Origin of the sequence: Pseudomonas sp. URMO17WK12:I11 (genome assembly GCF_007677725.1) — a bacterium.
Taxonomy (GTDB): Bacteria; Pseudomonadota; Gammaproteobacteria; order Pseudomonadales; family Pseudomonadaceae; genus Aquipseudomonas.
In genome coordinates, this window is the sequence record NZ_VEDF01000010.1 from 78,475 (window position 1) to 95,230 (window position 16,756).

12 protein-coding genes and 1 tRNA gene are annotated in these 16,756 nt (G+C 64.2%); 7 read left to right on the plus strand and 6 right to left on the minus strand.

Translation table 11 applies throughout. The annotated features are described in order from the left end of the window. Positions 1-30: 30 nt before the first annotated feature. Positions 31-1,149 (plus strand): glutamate 5-kinase, encoded by a 1,119-nt coding sequence (gene proB, locus FS665_RS18565; protein WP_145191663.1) that lies wholly within the window; start codon positions 31-33, stop codon positions 1,147-1,149. Further along, positions 1,146-1,607: a CreA family protein gene (locus FS665_RS18570; RefSeq protein ID WP_145191666.1), complete on the plus strand. Its 462-nt coding sequence runs from the start codon at positions 1,146-1,148 to the stop codon at positions 1,605-1,607. The genes proB and FS665_RS18570 overlap by 4 nt, the downstream gene beginning before the upstream one ends. A gap of 1,363 nt (positions 1,608-2,970) precedes the next feature. Here FS665_RS18570 and mksF read toward each other — a convergent pair. Genes mksF through mksB form a run of 3 tightly spaced genes read right to left on the minus strand, consistent with a single transcriptional unit; the run spans position 2,971 to position 7,773 of the window. Continuing rightward, on the minus strand, positions 2,971-5,802 hold the full coding sequence (gene mksF, locus FS665_RS18575) for an Mks condensin complex protein MksF (RefSeq protein WP_145191669.1): 2,832 nt from the start codon (positions 5,800-5,802) through the stop codon (positions 2,971-2,973). Then, positions 5,799-6,506, minus strand: coding sequence for an Mks condensin complex protein MksE (mksE, locus tag FS665_RS18580; RefSeq protein WP_145191672.1), 708 nt, complete (start codon positions 6,504-6,506; stop codon positions 5,799-5,801). The genes mksF and mksE overlap by 4 nt, the downstream gene beginning before the upstream one ends. Next, positions 6,496-7,773 carry an Mks condensin complex protein MksB gene (gene mksB / locus FS665_RS18585; RefSeq protein WP_178108368.1) on the minus strand — a complete coding sequence of 426 codons (1,278 nt, stop codon included), beginning with the start codon at positions 7,771-7,773 and terminating at the stop codon, positions 6,496-6,498. The genes mksE and mksB overlap by 11 nt, the downstream gene beginning before the upstream one ends. A 207-nt stretch (positions 7,774-7,980) precedes the next feature. On the opposite strand from mksB, the gene FS665_RS18590 reads away from it, so the two are divergent. Next, positions 7,981-8,769, plus strand: coding sequence for an energy transducer TonB (locus FS665_RS18590; protein WP_145191675.1), 789 nt, complete (start codon positions 7,981-7,983; stop codon positions 8,767-8,769). Continuing rightward, positions 8,766-9,221 carry a ribosomal protein S18-alanine N-acetyltransferase gene (rimI, locus tag FS665_RS18595; protein ID WP_145191678.1) on the plus strand — a complete coding sequence of 152 codons (456 nt, stop codon included), beginning with the start codon at positions 8,766-8,768 and terminating at the stop codon, positions 9,219-9,221. Before FS665_RS18590 ends, rimI begins: the two co-directional genes overlap by 4 nt. A 147-nt stretch (positions 9,222-9,368) precedes the next feature. Here rimI and FS665_RS18600 read toward each other — a convergent pair whose 3' ends face one another. Next, positions 9,369-10,526 (minus strand): hypothetical protein, encoded by a 1,158-nt coding sequence (locus FS665_RS18600; RefSeq protein WP_145191681.1) that lies wholly within the window; start codon positions 10,524-10,526, stop codon positions 9,369-9,371. 66 nt (positions 10,527-10,592) lie between these two features. Here FS665_RS18600 and FS665_RS18605 point away from each other — a divergent pair, with 66 nt between their 5' ends. Beyond that, complete coding sequence (locus FS665_RS18605; RefSeq protein ID WP_145191684.1) at positions 10,593-11,174, plus strand: D-Ala-D-Ala carboxypeptidase family metallohydrolase; 582 nt, start codon at positions 10,593-10,595, stop codon at positions 11,172-11,174. Between the two features lie 67 nt (positions 11,175-11,241). Here the strand turns inward: FS665_RS18605 and FS665_RS18610 are convergent. Then, positions 11,242-11,318, minus strand: a tRNA-Met gene (locus FS665_RS18610). 184 nt (positions 11,319-11,502) lie between these two features. Between FS665_RS18610 and FS665_RS18615 the strand changes: the two genes are divergently transcribed. Both FS665_RS18615 and FS665_RS18620 read left to right on the plus strand, forming a co-directional pair. Beyond that, positions 11,503-12,714, plus strand: a complete 1,212-nt coding sequence (locus FS665_RS18615) for an MFS transporter (protein WP_145191687.1) — start codon at positions 11,503-11,505, stop codon at positions 12,712-12,714. 361 nt (positions 12,715-13,075) lie between these two features. Beyond that, positions 13,076-14,233 (plus strand): MFS transporter, encoded by a 1,158-nt coding sequence (locus tag FS665_RS18620; RefSeq protein WP_145191689.1) that lies wholly within the window; start codon positions 13,076-13,078, stop codon positions 14,231-14,233. A gap of 14 nt (positions 14,234-14,247) precedes the next feature. Here the strand turns inward: FS665_RS18620 and FS665_RS18625 are convergent, their stop codons facing one another. Further along, positions 14,248-16,737, minus strand: coding sequence for a TonB-dependent receptor (locus FS665_RS18625; RefSeq protein ID WP_145191692.1), 2,490 nt, complete (start codon positions 16,735-16,737; stop codon positions 14,248-14,250). Positions 16,738-16,756: the final 19 nt, after the last annotated feature.

The window sequence follows — 16,756 nt, forward strand, 5'->3', positions numbered from 1 at the left end:
ATCTATAGATTCGACATAGGTTGGAAGACGATGCGAAGCAAGGTGACGGGCGCCAAGCGCTGGGTCGTGAAGATTGGCAGTGCCCTGCTGACCGCCGACGGCAAGGGCCTCGACCGCGGCGCCATGGCCGTATGGGTCGAGCAGATGGTCGCGCTGCGTGAAGCGGGCGTGGAGTTGGTGCTGGTGTCCTCCGGGGCCGTGGCTGCCGGCATGAGCCAGTTGGGCTGGTCGTCGCGACCGAGTGCGATGAACGAGTTGCAGGCCGCCGCTTCGATTGGCCAGATGCGCCTGGTGCAAGCCTGGGAATCGAGCTTTGGCGAGCATGGCAAGCACACGGCGCAGATCCTCCTGACCCATGACGACCTGTCCGACCGCAAGCGTTACCTCAACGCCCGCAGCACCTTGCGCACCCTCGTGGACCTGGGCGTGGTGCCGGTGATCAACGAGAACGACACGGTGGTCACCGACGAGATCCGTTTCGGCGACAACGACACCTTGGCCGCGCTGGTGGCCAACCTGGTGGAAGCCGACCTGCTGGTGATCCTCACCGACCGCGACGGCATGTTCGACGCCGATCCGCGCAACAACCCTGAAGCCCAACTGATCTACGAAGCCCGCGCCGACGATCCGTCGCTGGATGCCGTGGCCGGTGGCACCGGTGGTGCGCTGGGACGTGGCGGCATGCAGACCAAACTGCGTGCGGCGCGCCTGGCGGCCCGTTCCGGTGCCCACACCATCATCATCGGTGGGCGGATCGAGCGTGTGCTCGATCGGCTGAAGGCCGGTGAGCGCCTGGGGACCTTGCTGTCGCCCGAGCGCGGCATGTTGGCGGCGCGCAAGCAGTGGCTGGCCGGTCACCTGCAGACCCGCGGCACCCTGGTGCTGGATGCAGGGGCTGTGGAGGCCTTGCGCGGCGCCAACAAGAGCCTGTTGCCGGTGGGAGTGAAGACCGTGCAGGGCAGCTTCCGGCGTGGCGAGATGGTGGTCTGCGTCGGCCCCGATGGCGCAGAAGTGGCCCGCGGTCTGGCTAACTACAGCGCGCTGGAAGCGCAAAAGATCATCGGGCAGCCGTCCGATGCCATCGTCAGCACCCTGGGCTACATTGCCGAGCCTGAGCTGGTGCACCGTGACAATCTGGTGCTGGTATGAAACGTCTGAAGCAACTGTTGGCGCTGGCAGTTTTCAGCGTACCGATGCTGGCCGGTGCCGAAGAAATCGGCCAGGTGTCCACGGTGTTCAAGTTCGTCGGCCCTAACGATCGAATCGTTGTCGAGGCCTTCGATGACCCTAAGGTCGAGGGCGTGACGTGCTATTTGTCGCGGGCCAAGACGGGTGGCGTGAAGGGCGGCCTGGGCCTGGCCGAAGACCGCGCCGAGGCGTCGATCGCCTGTCGTCAGGTGGGGCCGATCAGCTTCAAGGGCGAGCTCAAGGATGGCGATGAAGTGTTCAAGGAGCGCACTTCGCTGGTGTTCAAGACCATGCAGGTGGTGCGCTTCCTCGACAAGAAGCGCAATACCCTGGTGTACCTGGTCTACAGCGACCGGGTTGTGGAAGGCAGCCCGCAGAATGCGGTGACTGCCATTCCGATTTTGCCTTGGGTGCAGTGATTGTCAGGGAGGCCTGCGGCCTCCAATCGCGACCTTCGGTCGCTCCTACCGTAGGAGCGACCACAGGTCGCGATGGGCCGCAAAGCGGCCCCCGGGTTGTGGAAGGCAGCCTCCAGAATGCGGTGACTGCGATCCTGATTCTGCCGTGGGCGCAGTGATTGGCTGGGAGGCCTGCGGCCTCCAATCGCGACCTCCGGTCGCTCCTACCGTAGGAGCGACCATAGGTCGCGATGGGCCGCAAAGCGGCCCCCGGGTTGTGGAAGCCAGCCTGCAGAATGCGGTGACTGCGATCCTGATTCTGCCGTGGGCGCAGTGATTGCCAGGGAGGCCTGCGGCCTCCAATCGCGACCTTCGGTCGCTCTTACGGTAGGAGCGACCGAAGGTCGCGATGGGGCGCAAAGCGGCCCCCGTGTTGTGGAAGGCAGCCTTCAGAATGCGGTGACTGCCATTCCGATTCTACCGTGGGCGCAGTGATTGGCAGGGAGGCCTGCGGCCTCCAATCGCGACCTGTGGTCGCTCCTACGGTAGGAGCGACCACAGGTCGCGATGGGGCGCAAAGCGGCCCCCGTGTTGTCGAAGGCAGCCTGCCGAATGCGTTGACTGCCATTCCGATTTTGCCTTGGGTGCAGTGATTGTCAGGGAGGCCTGCGGCCTCCAATCGCGACCTTCGGTCGCTCCTACGGTAGGAGCGACCGCAGGTCGCGATGGGGCGCAAAGCGGCCCCCGGGTTGTCGAAGGCAGCCTGCAGAATGTGGTGACTGCCATTCCGATTTTGCCTTGGGTGCAGTGATTGCCAGGGAGGCCTGCGGCCTCCAATCGCGACCTTCGGTCGCTCCTACCGTAGGAGCGACCGCAGGTCGCGATGGGGCGCAAAGCGGCCCCCGGGTTGTGGAAGGCAGCCTTCAGAATGCGGTGACTGCCATTCCGATTTTGCCTTGGGTGCAGTGATTGTCAGGGAGGCCTGCGGCCTCCAATCGCGACCTTCGGTCGCTCCTACCGTAGGAGCGACCACAGGTCGCGATGGGCTGCAAAGCGGCCCCCGGGTTGTGGAAGGCAGCCTGCCGAATGCGTTGACTGCCATTCCGATTTTGCCTTGGGTGCAGTGATTGTCAGGGAGGCCTGCGGCCTCCAATCGCGACCTGTGGTCGCTCCTACGGTAGGAGCGACCGCAGGTCGCGATGGGGCGCAAAGCGGCCCCCGGGTTGTGGAAGGCAGCCCGCAGAATGCGGTGACTGCCATTCCGATTCTGCCGTGGGCGCAGTGATTGTCAGGGAGGCCTGCGGCCTCCAATCGCGACCTTCGGTCGCTCCTACGGTAGGAGCGACCGAAGGTCGCGATGGGGCGCAAAGCGGCCCCCCGGTTCTCAAACCAACGCTTCGGCCTGATCCTCACGTACGACCGCCTTCACCTCATCCAGACGGCTGATGTACTTCCAGTCGTCCTCGTCGATGTAGATGCCATTCGGCCCGCTGCCACCTTCAAGATCGATCGCCACGTGCGCCGATACCTGCGGCTTGACGCTCGCCAAGATCGGCACGAAGCCCAACTGCAGGCTGGTCTCCAACAGCGCCGCCTGGTTGCGTTCGTCGATGTCCGCCGCTTCGTCGAGGTAATAGGGCAGGCGAATCCGCCCGGCCAGGTCGCGGTCCATCAGGTGCAGCAACAGGTACATGTTGGTCAGCGCCTTGATGGTCATGGTCGTGCCGTTGGATGCAGCGCCGTCGATATCGGCATGAATGACCGGCTGGCTGTTGACCTTGGTGATCTCGAACGCCAGCTCGAACAGGTCCTTGAGGCCCAACTGGTTATGGTTGGCGGCCACCAGGCGCGCCAGGTATTCCTTGGCCTCTTCGTTCTTGTTGTCCTGCTCGGCGCTCTGGGTCAGGTCGAATACCGACAGGGTTTCGCCTTCTTCGTACTGGCCGGCGCTGTGGATAATCTGATCGATGTGCTTGAGCGCTTCCTTGTTCGGCGCCAGCACCACGCGGAAGCTTTCCAGGTTGGACACCTGACGCTTGTTGATCTCGCGGTTGAACAGCGCCAGCTGATGTTCCAGGCTGTCGTAATCGCTGCGGATATTGCGCAAGGTCCGGGCGATGTCGGTGACGGCAGCGCGGCGTGCCTTGGCCAGGGTCAGGGCCTCGTCGGTACGGTGCGCGTAGGCGTTGACCAGTAGCTGCAGGCGGCGCTCCATGTCGTCTTCGCTGTCGAACTTGGCCACGCCTTTGAGGCGCACCTGGGCATACAGCGCTTCGATCTGGTTGTCGACCCGTTGCAGGGCCTGCCAGCTGTCCTGGTAGTCGTTGAGCAGCGGCAACAGGTTGTCCATCGAATCGTCCACCGCTTCCATGAACGGCGTGCCGAAGGGCAGGTCGGCCGGCAGCAGCTGGCGACGGCGCAAGGCGTCTTCCAGGGTGCGCTGCTTGGATTCGAGATCGCCGATCTGCCGGCCAACCAGCTGCAGCTTGGCCGACAGCTGCTGAACACGCTCGGTGAAGGCATCGCTCGAGCGCTTGAGCTCGTCCTGGGCGGCTTCGAGCTGTGCCAGTTGTTCGAGCTTCTCCGGCTCCTCGGCGCTCAGGGTTTCGCTGCGGCGATAGTCTTCCAGGGCCTTCTGGGCATCCAGCACTTGCTGATACAGCGCTTCGGTCTGCGCCTTCGAGGCGTTGCGGTCGGCGGCGACCTGCTGCTGGGTCTTGAGCTGCTTGAGCTCTTTCTCCAGACGTTCCTTCTGATCGCGCAGCGCTGCGCGGTCAGCCAGTGCCTGCAACGCTGGCGGGTCGATGTGGGTAAGGTCGATCGACAGGCCTGGGGCTTCGAAGCGCTCGCCTTTGAAACCTTCGAGCACGGCTTCCAGGGACTTCACCCAAAGATCGCTGTCGTCCAGCTCAATGCCACGATCGCCCAGCGGCAAGCTGAACAGCGCACCGTTGAACAAACGCATCAGGCGGTCGACGTCCTGCTGCGAGAATTCCTCGCGCAAGCGGGCGTAGCTGTTGTTGTCGGCATGGTCGAGCTGCTGCTTGACCTGCTTGAGGCGTTTTTCCAGGTCGCGCACGCGTTCGTCGAGGTCTTCGGCACTGAACTGGCGTGACTGAGCCAAGGCACCGGCCAGTTCGTCGTGTGCGTCCTTGGCCGCCAGCAGTTGCTGCTCGAGCATCTTCACGTCGTCGACCAGGGCGAAACGGTGCTTGAGCACCGCCAGCTCGCCCAGCCAGCGCTGGATGCCGGTGATCTCACGCTCCAGGCGCATCAGCTCCTGGGTGCCGCCGCGCTGGTCGTTCTGCAGGCGGTCCTGCTCGCTGCGCCAGTGCTCGGCCTGGATCACCAGCTCTTCCTTGCGCGCCATGGCGTATTCCTGCCAGGTGCCCAGCAGGTTGTCGAGCAGCGGCGAGAGGCGATGCAACTTGCCACGCAGGATGTCGCGCTGGGCGACACCCCCGGCCAGGGCCTCGACCAGCGGGCCGGCGGCCACCAGGGCGTTGTAGTCCTGTTCCATGCGGCGCACGTCGCGGAAGGCTTCTTCGCAGGCGGCGATGTAGTCGACGCTGCCTGAGCGCAGGCTGTGCTCGAAGGCATCGAGGAACAGCTGCTTGAGCTTGGCAGCAGTGATCTCGCGCATGTGCAGCAGGTTGATGAACAGGGCGCGGAAGGTCTTCAGGCTCTGCTCGCTGGTCGAGCGCAGCGGGATCAGCGTCAGGTCCAGCGGGCACGAGGTATGACCACCGACCAGCAGCCGACGCAACTCGTCGGGCTTGAGCTCGTAGGCCTTCAGTCCCAGGCGCTCGAGGTTGGTGAACAGCTCCTTCTGACGCAGGCAGGTGTCATCTTTCTGGTAATGGGCCAAGTCCAGCTCGCCCTTGTAGGCGAAGAACTGATGACCGAAGCCGCCGCCCGGACCGCGCCCGACCACGCCAATCACGTGCGGGCCATGGGGCAGGTGCAATTCGCAAAGGATGTACGAGGTGTCGCTGGCGAAGTAGAAGCGGCGCGATTGCTCCAGGCTGTACTTGCCGAAGCTCATGTCGGACATGCGCGCCAGGATCGGGAACTGCAAGGCGTTGATCGACGCCGACTTACCCAGGTTGTTGGCCCCGTAGACCGACAGCGGATGCTCCAGTGGGAACAGGCCGAGGCTGTAGCCGGCGGTGTTGAGCAATGCGAAGCGGCGAATGCCGTAGCGTTCCTGGCTCATGCGTCAATCTCCTGTTGCTCTTCGCGGATGGCCCGGGCCAGGGCGTCTTCTTCGCTTTCTTCATCGCCGAACGGGGCGAGGTCCAGCGGGTCTTCGGTGTGCTCGAGCGCCTCGGGGCTTTCTTCCTCGGCCAGCACCGGCGTGGGCAGCGGCAGGTCGCTGTGCAGGCTGGCAGCCAGGTCGCGGTCTTGCTGCACCGACAGGCACACGTCGAGGAAGCGGTGCATCGGCGGCAGGAACCGGTAGATGCCGCCCTCTTCATGGGCAAAGCCCAGCTGGGTCATGCGCCGCAGGATCTTTTCTTCGAGCTCTTCGACGGTCTGCACTTCGGCCTGCAGGAACAGGTCGCGGTACTTGTCCAGCAACGACGGCAGTTCGTCGCGGCCGATGCTGCCGCCGTCGAGCACGGCCATCGGGTCGCGGCCCTGGTCGGCCAAGTGCTCGACCAGGATGAAGGTGAACAGCGACAGGCGCTGGGCGGTCTTGTTGACCTGCGCGGCGGCCTGTTCGGGGACGAAGTAGTAGAAGCCGCGGGTGTCGCACACCAGGTCGAAGCCCAAGGCCTTGAACAGGGTGCGGTACTGGTCCTGGAAGTTCGACAGCTGGCTGTACATTTCCGGATCGCGGCGGCTGACGTGAAAGCCTTTGAACAGCTCGCGGAAGATCGGCGCGAGCTGGGACAGTTCGGAAAGATCAAGATGCATTGGCTGGGCTCGCGTGGGGTTCAGATGGCGTTTCGCGGCTGGACGTCAGGGCGAACGAGCGCAGGCTGACCAGGTGTTCGTGGGTGGCGTACTGGCGCCGCTCAAGACGCTCGCGCTTGAAACGCTTCTCACGCGACAGGCGCGAGAACCAGTACAGCAGTTCGTCGGTGGCGCCGTCTGGCTCCTGGTCCAGCAGCCAGACCATGAGGTCGGGCAGCGGCAGGGCGTCTTCGCAGCGCTCGAGCATCTCCTTCACGGTGCGCGGTGCACGCGGCAGCGGGCCTTTATGGGTCTTGTGCGCCTTGGGGAACTTGGCCGGTTTCGGCTCGAAGCGGGCCAGGGCGTAGACATAGGCCTCGACCTGGCTGGCGCTGCCGAGGAAGGTGCTTTGCGGGCGAGTGAACAGCGGCATGGCGGCCTGGGGCACGGCGTCGATGCCCTTGCGCCGGATCACCGACAGGGCAAGCGCCGCGCCGCGGGTCACGGCGTTGTGCCGGCGCGCTTCTTCGCGCAGAGGCAGCAGCAGCTCGCGGGCATGGCGCAGGGTCAACTGGGCGCTGGTCTGCATCTCCAGGATGCGCGCATGGGTGCGCAGCAGCATGTCGTCATCGACCAGGTGGCCCAGGCGCGCTTGCTCGCCGAGCAGCTTGAGCAGCACCGTCTCGACCTTGCGCACGCCTTGTTCGAAGGCGCCATCGGCATTGACCAGCTGGATCATCGGCTCGACGTACTCGTCCCAGGTCGCCAGCACCTCGGCATAGCGCTGGCGCAAGGGAATCTGACGGTTGCTGGTCTTGGCCCGTTCGGCCACGGCGACCAGCGCCTGTTCGTCGTTGTCGAGTTTTTTCAGCACGTCGCGCACGCGCATGTCGAGCAGGCGCAACTGGCGCGCCAGGTCATCGCTGTCGCGGTTGTCGAAAGCGTCCTGGATATGCCCGGCCAGGCGTTCCAGGTGGCGCAGGTAGGCCTCGATCTCCAGGCACAGGCCCAGCCGGTGCTCGCGCCGCAGGTAGGCGAGAAAGTCGTGAATCTGGGCATTGAGCTCGAAGCGGTTCGGGCTCTTGGCCACCGGCACCAGGATATCCAGGCGGATCCACACGTCGAGCAGCTGGGTGATGTCCTGCGGCGTGCTTTCCACTTGCTGGCGAGCCAGTTGCTGGCGCAGTTCCACCAGGCTCAGGGTGCCTTGGTCGAAACGCTCGCACAGCGGCTCGATCAGGGCCCAGTGTTCGGCTAGGGCGCGCAGGACGCGCTTGGGTTCGATCATTGGCGTCTACTCGTTGCCAAGTAAAAAGGGGGCGATTGTACTGCATCCGGGGGTGAGGATTTCACCCCTTGGTCTGTAATGAGGCATAACCCTGGCCGAAGTAGGGGTTTCACCGGTGTCGCCGGTAAATTTCCGCCGACCCGTTGCAGCACTGCCCGGCCAACAACGGTAGAATGTGCGTCGTTTGCAAACCCCGGACACCCCACCTTGCTGACCGAACCTCGCCGCCGCGCCTACCTTTCCGCCATGCAAGTGGCGCAATGGCTGCCGCGTGCCGAACTGCCGTTCGCCGCACCTTCACGCCCCGCGCTGCTGTTGCCGCAAGCGCCGCTGGAGGATGACGCGTTCGACGCACTAACGACCGCGCCGACGGCCAGCCCAGCCCCAGCCGTCGTGCAGACGCGTTCCGTCGAGCGGCCGAAAATCGAGATCCCGCGTCCGGGCAGCGGGCCCAAGGTCGTGGCCAAGCCGGCCGAGGAGCAGGCCCAGGCGCCTGCGCCGCGCCCCGCCCCGGTGCCGCCGCCACGCTTTGCGTTGCAGCTGCTGCGTGCCGGCGGTTGCCTGTTGCTGGTCGAACTGGCCACCGGGCAGCCGTTCCAGAGCCGCGACCCTTCGTACCTGCTGCTCAAGGACATGCTGCGCGCAGCCGGCCTGCCGGACGCCCCACAGATCATCGGCGAACCCGTACGCTGGCCGTTGTTCGTGCGCGGCAACATGGACCAGGGCCCGGAGGCCGCGCGCGATTTCGTGCAAGGGTTCATTCAGGCCCGCCTTGAAGAAACACCCTGCAGCCTGATCTGGTTGGTGGGGCTGCCGGCCATGCGCTTCGCCGCCAATGCAGACACCGAAGCCTACTACCAGGTCTTGCAGATCGACGGCCTGGGCGCGGCCTGGGCGCTGCCGGGCCTTGAACTGTTGATGGACGAGCCGCAACGCAAGGCGGACGTCTGGAAAGCCATGCGCCAGCTGATGGCGCGCTGGAAGAGCGTTGAATGAGTGAATCGATCAGTTTCCGCCCGATGACCGAGGCGGATCTGGATGCCGTGCTGAAAATCGAATATGCAGCGTTCAGTCACCCCTGGACCCGTGGCATCTTTCAGGACGCACTCAAGTCCTACGAAGTGTGGCTGATGTTCGACGGGCAACAACAGGTCGGGCACGGGGTGATCAATGTGATCATCGACGAGGCGCATCTGCTCAACATCACCGTCAAGCCCGAGAATCAAGGCCGTGGCCTGGGGCTGAAGCTGCTCGAACACCTGATGGCGCGTGCTTATCAGCTCAATGGCCGGGAGTGCTTCCTGGAGGTGCGCGCCAGTAATCAGTCAGCCTATCGGCTGTATGAGCGCTACGGTTTCAACGAAATCGGCCGGCGCCGCGATTACTACCCGGTGGCGGGGGGGCGTGAAGATGCGCTGGTGATGGCCTGCACGTTGCTCGAGGACTGACGGCCGGAGGGCGACCCGCAGCGGGTGCTCGTCTTGTGTGGTGAGGGAATGCGTAGATCGAGCGCCCGCGCGGCGCTCGATCTCACCCGTGCCAAGAATGCTGTGGCGAACGCTGCTTGAACCTTCTGACCACACGCCGTCTGTCGATCACAACGCCTTTGGTGCTGCCTCGATCGGCTTGCGCAGGTCGCGCAGGGTTCGGTTCACTGGCCCGCTGTTGCACTTGGCCGCCGCCTGCTCTGGCGTGTATTTGCGCACGCTGCGGAAGAACAATTCGCAGGTCTGCTTCTTCTGCGTCACCTGCCACTTGTTCGAGCAGGCCTGCAGGGTCATGTTCGGGTTGGCAGCCGGGTTGCGCCCCATGCCGGCCTGCCAGCAGGCCGCCGTGAGGTCCTGGCCCATCATCTTCAAGCCTGCCGCGTCGGCTGCGTCCTGGTCGCCGCCGTGGCTGTCCTTGTTCGCTGCGTACCAGATCGCGCTGGGGTGGTTGGCGCCGAGCACTGGCACCTGCATGCCTGCTTGCGGGCTGATGCTGACCAGGCCCAGTACCTCTACCTGTGGGCCGTATTGCTGCTGCACCCAGCTGCGCACCGGGGCGCCGAAGGCGACCATGGGCAGCGCTTGCTCGGCACTTTGCAGGGTCATGTCCTTGACCATGCGCAGCTGATAGTCCTTGAAGTAACCATAGGTGCCGGTCAGGGCATCTCCGGCACTGGCGGGCGCTGCGATGGGGGCGATATCGATGATGGTCTGGTAGGCCGGCGTCTGGCTGGCGTCGACACCGTTGTACGTGAGCAGCTCGGCCCAGCGATCGGTGGTGTTCGAACGCAGATAGTCCTGCGCCTGGGTCAGCGAATAATCAGGCGGGAAGTGCAGCAATTCGATGCTGCGGCGGTTGTGCAACGCCATGCCCAGAGGCAGGAACAGGTACCAGTCATAGGACCATTTGCCGTCTTTGTTCAACTGCATGGCGCCCTGATACGCCAGCTCGCCATTGTCGAGCAACCGCTGCAAGGGCAGGGCGTAGTCGGCTGGCACCTCGCTGATGGAAGCTCGCACCTGCTCGTTGGCACGGCTGACCTGTACCTTGGCAGTGGCATAGCCATCACGCCGTACGCTTTGCGTCAGGTAGTGCTCGACGGTCTGTTCCAGGCTCCAGTCGCGGTAGCAGATCACATGGCAGTTGTTGGGAAACGCGAACAGCCGAGCCACGCGCTGGGCGTCGCCCAGGATGATCTGGGCATCGGCCATGGCCGCGCCGCTGAAGGCGAAGGCGCCGAGGCAGGCGAGGGCAGTCTTGTGCATGCTTAACTCCTTGTTGAGGGCCACCAGGGTTGGCGGCGCAGCACATACTGGACAAGGGGCGAGGGGATGAGAAGAGCGACAGGCTTGATAGGCGCTGCTGGGGTGCTGCTCAGCGCCATGGCCCAGGCTGATGGGCGCGACCTGTGGATGTTCGCGCAGTGGGCCGGCGACCACCAAACCCGGCCGTTTCGCGAGATGCTGGTGCAAGCCCGCCTGTATGGCGTGGTGCCGATCCATCAACTGCTGCGCTCGGCGTCGGACTGGCAGTTGTGCCACGCCGCGCCGTTCGCGGTGCCACCGCATGGCAACTGGCCGGCAGTGCGTTCGACCCTGGCACTGCTGCAGACCCTGCGTCGGCAAAAGGTGGTGCCTGAGTTCGAGGTGGTTTCGGCCTACCGTGATCCGCTATTGAACCGCTGCGCAGGCGGGGCGCGGGACAGCGCGCACACCCGTGCCTTCGCCGTCGATGTGCTGTTGCCACCCTGGGCCGATCCCAATCCCCTGTGCCGCTTTTGGCAGCAGCAAGGTCAGGCGTGGAACATGGGCTTGGGTCGCTACCCGAGCGGGCGCATCCATATCGACACGGCGGGGTATCGGACTTGGGGTGGGGACGGCAGCGCCACGTCGTCTTTCTGCGGCAAAGCCTGACGACCGCGCTGGCTTTTTTGAGTGCAAAGAAAAAGGGCCTACCTTGCGGTAAGCCCTTTGACGTGTTTGGTGGCTACACAGGGACTTGAACCCCGGACCCCAGCATTATGAATGCTATGCTCTAACCAACTGAGCTATGTAGCCGATGGCGCGCATTATTCCCTTGTGAGGGGGGCATGTCAACACCTCGTTCAAAAAAAATTTGCACGCTTTCAAAAACTTAGCGGCATGCCCGTACCCTTGCTGCGCGCGGAGCAAATAAAAGGTAGCTATGTATCTATTTGTTTCCCGATAATCGGATCCTATCTTCGCGCACGGTAACTCCCCCATGGCCACCAGTACCCCTTCGACCGCCAGCACCGGGACGGCGACCCAAGCCAATCCCCTGGTGATGCGCATCATCACCTTCTGTGCCCTGGCGCACCTGATCAATGACCTGATCCAGTCGGTACTGCCGGCGATCTATCCCATGCTCAAGGCCAACTACGACCTGAGCTTCGCCCAGATCGGCATGATCACCCTGACATTCCAGATCACCGCCTCGCTGCTGCAGCCATGGGTCGGCTTCTTCACCGACCGCCGCCCGACCCCCAACCTGTTGCCACTGGGTACGCTGTGTACCCTGGTCGGCATCGTCATGCTGGCGTTCGTCGGCAGCTTCCCGATGATCCTGCTCGCTTCGGCACTGGTTGGCATCGGTTCTTCGACCTTCCACCCGGAAACCTCGCGAATCGCCCGCCTGGCCTCCGGTGGCCGCTTCGGGCTGGCGCAGTCGACCTTCCAGGTCGGCGGCAATACCGGCTCGGCTTTCGGACCATTGCTCGCCGCCGCGATCGTCATTCCTTTCGGCCAGAGCCACGTGGCCTGGTTCGGTGTGGCGGGGCTGTTGTTCTTTGCCGTGACCCTGATGCTGCGCCGTTGGTACAGCGAACACCTGAGCCAGGCCAAGGCGCGTGCGGCGGTCAAGGCCAGCCACGGCATCTCGCGCGGGCGGGTGATCGCGGCGTTGATCGTGCTCGGCCTGCTGGTGTTTTCCAAGTACTTCTACATGGCCAGCTTCACCAGCTACTTCACCTTTTACCTGATCGAAAAATTCGGCGTGTCGGTGGCCAGTTCGCAGCTGCACCTGTTCCTGTTCCTCGGTGCGGTGGCTGCCGGCACCTTCTTTGGCGGGCCGATCGGTGACCGTATCGGGCGCAAGGCAGTGATCTGGTTCTCGATCCTGGGGGTGGCGCCGTTCACCTTGGCGTTGCCGTACGCCGACCTGTTCTGGACCAGCGTGCTGAGCGTGGTGATCGGCTTCATCCTGGCCTCGGCGTTTTCCGCCATCGTGGTGTATGCCCAGGAACTGGTGCCGGGCAGTGTCGGCATGATTGCCGGGATTTTCTTCGGGTTGATGTTCGGCTTCGGCGGCATCGGCGCAGCCCTGCTGGGCTATCTGGCTGACCTGCGCGGTATCGAGTATGTGTATGACCTGTGTTCGTTCCTGCCGCTGTTCGGCTTGCTGGCGGTGTTCTTGCCGAGCACCGGCAAGCGCTGAAACGATTGGGCTGCGTTGGCAGCCCCTTGACGAGCAGGATGACGCCACTGCAAGCCTTGCACCGGTAATTGACGATAGGCTCAGGCTTGGCCTAGAGTGCCGGCTCTTCTTCCAGACCCGTAGCCAACGCGATGCGCCGCACTCCGTCACTCTCCCACACACGGCAGCCTGCCTTGCAGGCCATGCGTCGTGCGTGGCCGAGCGACACCGTGCTCAAGCGCCGTCGCAGCGTGCTGTTCGCCTTTACCTTCTCTCCGCACTTCGCGCCGAACTGACCTAGCGCCCGAGCCACCCCGCATGCTGCGGCGTGCGCGTGGGCGCCTGTAGCTGCACGTCTTTTTCAGGTTGCGAGGAGTTGTGAATGAACATGCGTTTGCTGGCGGGCTTGCTGTTCGCCGTTTCGGTCGTGGGCTTCAGCCTGGGCGCCAGTCTGCCGTTGGTCTCGTTGCGCTTGCACGAGGCCGGTGCCGATACGCTGAAGATCGGCATCATCTCGGCCATTCCTGCCGCCGGCATGATGCTCTCGGCGTTCATGGTCGACACCTGCTGCCGGCACCTGACCCGGCGCACCATCTACCTGCTGTGCTTCAGCCTGTGCGCCGTGAGCGTCGCCTTGCTGGAGTGGGCCTTCTCGTCGCTGTGGCTGCTGGCGGTGCTGCGTCTGGGGCTGGGCATCGGCATGGGCGTGGCGATCATACTCGGCGAATCGTGGGTCAACGAGCTGTGCCCCGAGCATAACCGCGGCAAGATCATGGCGCTGTACGCCACCAGTGTCACTGGCTTTCAAGTACTCGGCCCGGCGCTGATCGCGCTGATCGGCGCCGGCAGCCCTTGGATCATCGGGGTGGTGACGCTCGGCTATGGCCTGGCTTTGCTGTGCATCGTGCTGACCGTGCCGGACGACCACGTCGAACACGCCGAGGAGAGCAAGAGCTTCGGCCTGGCGGGGTTCTTCAGGGTCGCTCCGGCGCTGTGCGTGGCCGTGCTGTTCTTCTCGTTCTTCGATGCCGTGGTGTTGTCGCTGCTGCCGGTGTACGCCAGCAGTCATGGTTTTGCCGTGGCGGTCGCGGCGTTGATGGTGACCGTGGTGTTCGCTGGCGACATGCTGTTCCAGTTGCCGTTGGGCTGGCTGGCCGACCGGGTCGAGCGCACGGGATTGCACCTGGCCTGTGGCTTGGTGGCGATGACCATTGGCCTGGCCTTGCCCTGGTTGTTGCAGCTGACCTGGCTACTGTGGCCGATGCTGGTGCTGCTGGGCGCGGTGGCAGGTGGCATCTACACCTTGGCCCTGGTGCTGATCGGTCAGCGCTTCAAGGGCCAGGACCTGGTCACCGCCAATGCCAGCGTCGGGCTGTTGTGGGGCGTGGGCAGCCTGGTAGGGCCGCTGGTCAGCGGCGCGGCGATGGACGTCGCCCCGCACGGCCTGCCGATGGCGCTGGCGGTGATGGCGGGGCTGTTCGTCTGCGTGGCCCGGCAGTCGTATCGCCGGGTCGGCAAGCTACGAGCCGTGGCTGACTGAGCCGCGAGTCGGCCTCAGAACGTGCCGCGCAAGGTCAACGATACGTTGCGCGGATCACCCCAGTAGTAACCGGTGGGGGTCGGCGCTACCTGGCGGTAGTACTTCTTGTCGAAGAGGTTGTTGGCGTTGAGCTGCAGCGAATAGTTGTCGTTGAAGCGATAATTGACCATCGCGTTGTACACCGCGTACCCCGACTGGCTGGCCACTGCGCCGGGGTTGACCCCACGGGCATTGGCCGGCGCTCGTGAATAGATCTCGCTCTGCGCCTGCACGCCGCCGCCGATGGTCCAGGCGTCGAGCGCGCCCGGCAGCCGGTAGCTGGTGAACAGCTTGAGCAGACGCTTGGGGTCGGTGGTGCGAATGGCATTGCCCTGGTTGGTCGGGTCGTTCAGGTAGCGGGTGGTGTTATAGGTGTAGCCGCCGCCGACGTTCCAGCCCGGCAGCACCTCGCCCGATACTTCCAGTTCGAAGCCCTGGCTGCGGTTCTTGCCCGCAGCGATCTTGCAGTAGCCGGTGTTCACGCCGCAGGGCTGACCGCTGGCGATATCGTCGATCGCGTTGCCGACCTGGTAAATGCGAAAGAACGCCAGCGAGGTATTCAAACGGCCTTCGTAGAACTCGCCCTTGATGCCGGTTTCGTAGGCTTCGCCTTCCACCGGCCGTAGTACCGAGCCGCTGACGTCGGTCGAGGTCTGAGGGTTGAAGATTTCCGTGTAGCTGGCATAGGTGCTGAAGTTGTCGTTGATGTCATAGATCAGCGCGGCGTACGGCACGACCTTGTTGTCGACGCTGAACGTGCCGCCACTGCTGGTGTTGTTTTCCTGCTCGTAGTCGTACCAGTTGCTGCGCGCACCAATGATGGCGGTCAGCGGCTCGGCCAGCGAGAAGCGCCAGGTGGCGTAGGCACCCTCCTGGGTGGTGCGCGTACGCACCGGGTGGGCGAGGATGTCGATGTCAGGGTTGGCCAGGCTGGTCTTGGGGTCCCACTGGCGGATATCGAAGTTGCCGGAGGTCACGAAATTGGTGGCCGAAGCGTAGGAATCGTTACGGATACGTTCGACCCCGAGCATCAGGTCGTGGCTGCGGCCGAACAGCTCGAATGGGCCGTTGAGGGTGGCGCTGAGGTTGTTCTGCAGGCTTTCGCCGCCATCACCCTCGGTGACCTGGTAGCTCATCAGGTATGGGTTGTTGGTCGGGTTGGCGGCGCCGCTCGCGCGGCTGAAGTAGGTTTGCTTGAAGCCGTCGTCAGCCAGCTTGAAATGGGTGCGCTGGGCCATCAGCTTGAGCTTCCAGTCGTTGTCGAAACGGTGTTCGAGCTCGGCAAAGGTCTGCAGGTTGCTGCGGTTCCAGCGGTTCCAGTCAGCGCCCAGGTAAGTGCTGCGGCCCAGCGGCAGCGGCGAGCCGTCGTAATCGGCAGGCAAGTTGCCCCACGCCCCGGTGGCATCGAGCTTGGTCCATTCAAGGCCGGTGGTCAGCGTGGTGCTGTCGCTCAGGTCGAAGGCCAGGACGCCATAGAACACCTCCTTGCGTTCCTCACGCGCGTCCTGGAAATGCGCCTTGTCGTCATGCACGGCAATCACCCGGCCGCGCACGTTGCCGCTCTCGGTCAGCGGCCCGGAGAGGTCGGCCACGTAGCGCTGGGCGTCCCAGGAACCGACGGTCACGCTGCCCTCGCCCTGGAATGCATAAGTCGGGCGCTTGCGCACCAGGTTGACCGTGCCGGAGGGGTTGCCGGCGCCACGGATCATGCCGGTGGCGCCACGCAGGATTTCGGCGCGATCGATGATGGCCGAGTCGCTTTGAATGAACGAGCCGCCGCCACTGCTCTGCACGACGGTGGCGCCGTCGTATTGGATGGCGTCGATGGCGTAGCCGCGCGAGTAGTACTGCACGCGCTCGCTGTCGGTGAGGTTGACCACCACGCCTGGGGTTTGCTCGAGCAGGTTGGTGAGGTTGGTGATGTGCTGGTCGTCGATGCGCTGGCGTGTCACCACCGTGACCGACTGCGGCGTGCGCCGCAAGCTTTGCGCGGTCTTGCCGATGGTGACCGCGCCGGTGGTGTAGGAACCGCTGTGCTCGGTGGTTTCACCAAGTTGCTGACTGGAAATACTGGTCGCCCCCAGTTGCAACGCGCCACCAGCCTCGACCGGCGCGATCAGCAAGAAGCTGCTGTCACTTTCCTGCTGCACTTGCACGCCGCTGCCTTGCAGCACAATCGCCAGTGCTGTGGCGCGATCATGTTGTCCTTGCACACCTTGGCTGGTCAGGCCCTGCAGGCTGTTGGCGTCGAACGACAGGCTCAAGCCGCCTTGGCGTGCCAACTGGTCCAGCGCCGCCGCCAGAGGCCCTGGCGCCACGTTCCAGGCGAGGGCCTGGCGCTGCTTGGCCGGCGCTGGCGCTGCAGGGGCTGCCCAGGCCTGACCTACGCTTATCCCAAGGCCCAGCACGGCGAGGCGCACCGCCAGGTGAAGGCGTTGGCCACGGAAAAAATGGGGGAGAATCATGGACGGCTCCTGAAGGGTT

Bases quoted from the DNA above. Each gene is read 5' to 3' on its own strand.
- proB (WP_145191663.1), top strand. From the start codon at position 31: ATGCGAAGCAAGGTGACGGGCGCCAAGCGCTGGGTCGTGAAGATTGGC.
- FS665_RS18570 (WP_145191666.1), top strand. From the start codon at position 1,146: ATGAAACGTCTGAAGCAACTGTTGGCGCTGGCAGTTTTCAGCGTACCG.
- mksF (WP_145191669.1), bottom strand. From the start codon at position 5,802: ATGAGCCAGGAACGCTACGGCATTCGCCGCTTCGCATTGCTCAACACC.
- mksE (WP_145191672.1), bottom strand. From the start codon at position 6,506: ATGCATCTTGATCTTTCCGAACTGTCCCAGCTCGCGCCGATCTTCCGC.
- mksB (WP_178108368.1), bottom strand. From the start codon at position 7,773: ATGATCGAACCCAAGCGCGTCCTGCGCGCCCTAGCCGAACACTGGGCC.
- rimI (WP_145191678.1), top strand. From the start codon at position 8,766: ATGAGTGAATCGATCAGTTTCCGCCCGATGACCGAGGCGGATCTGGAT.
- FS665_RS18600 (WP_145191681.1), bottom strand. From the start codon at position 10,526: ATGCACAAGACTGCCCTCGCCTGCCTCGGCGCCTTCGCCTTCAGCGGC.
- FS665_RS18605 (WP_145191684.1), top strand. From the start codon at position 10,593: ATGAGAAGAGCGACAGGCTTGATAGGCGCTGCTGGGGTGCTGCTCAGC.
- FS665_RS18615 (WP_145191687.1), top strand. From the start codon at position 11,503: ATGGCCACCAGTACCCCTTCGACCGCCAGCACCGGGACGGCGACCCAA.
- FS665_RS18620 (WP_145191689.1), top strand. From the start codon at position 13,076: ATGAACATGCGTTTGCTGGCGGGCTTGCTGTTCGCCGTTTCGGTCGTG.
- FS665_RS18625 (WP_145191692.1), bottom strand. From the start codon at position 16,737: ATGATTCTCCCCCATTTTTTCCGTGGCCAACGCCTTCACCTGGCGGTG.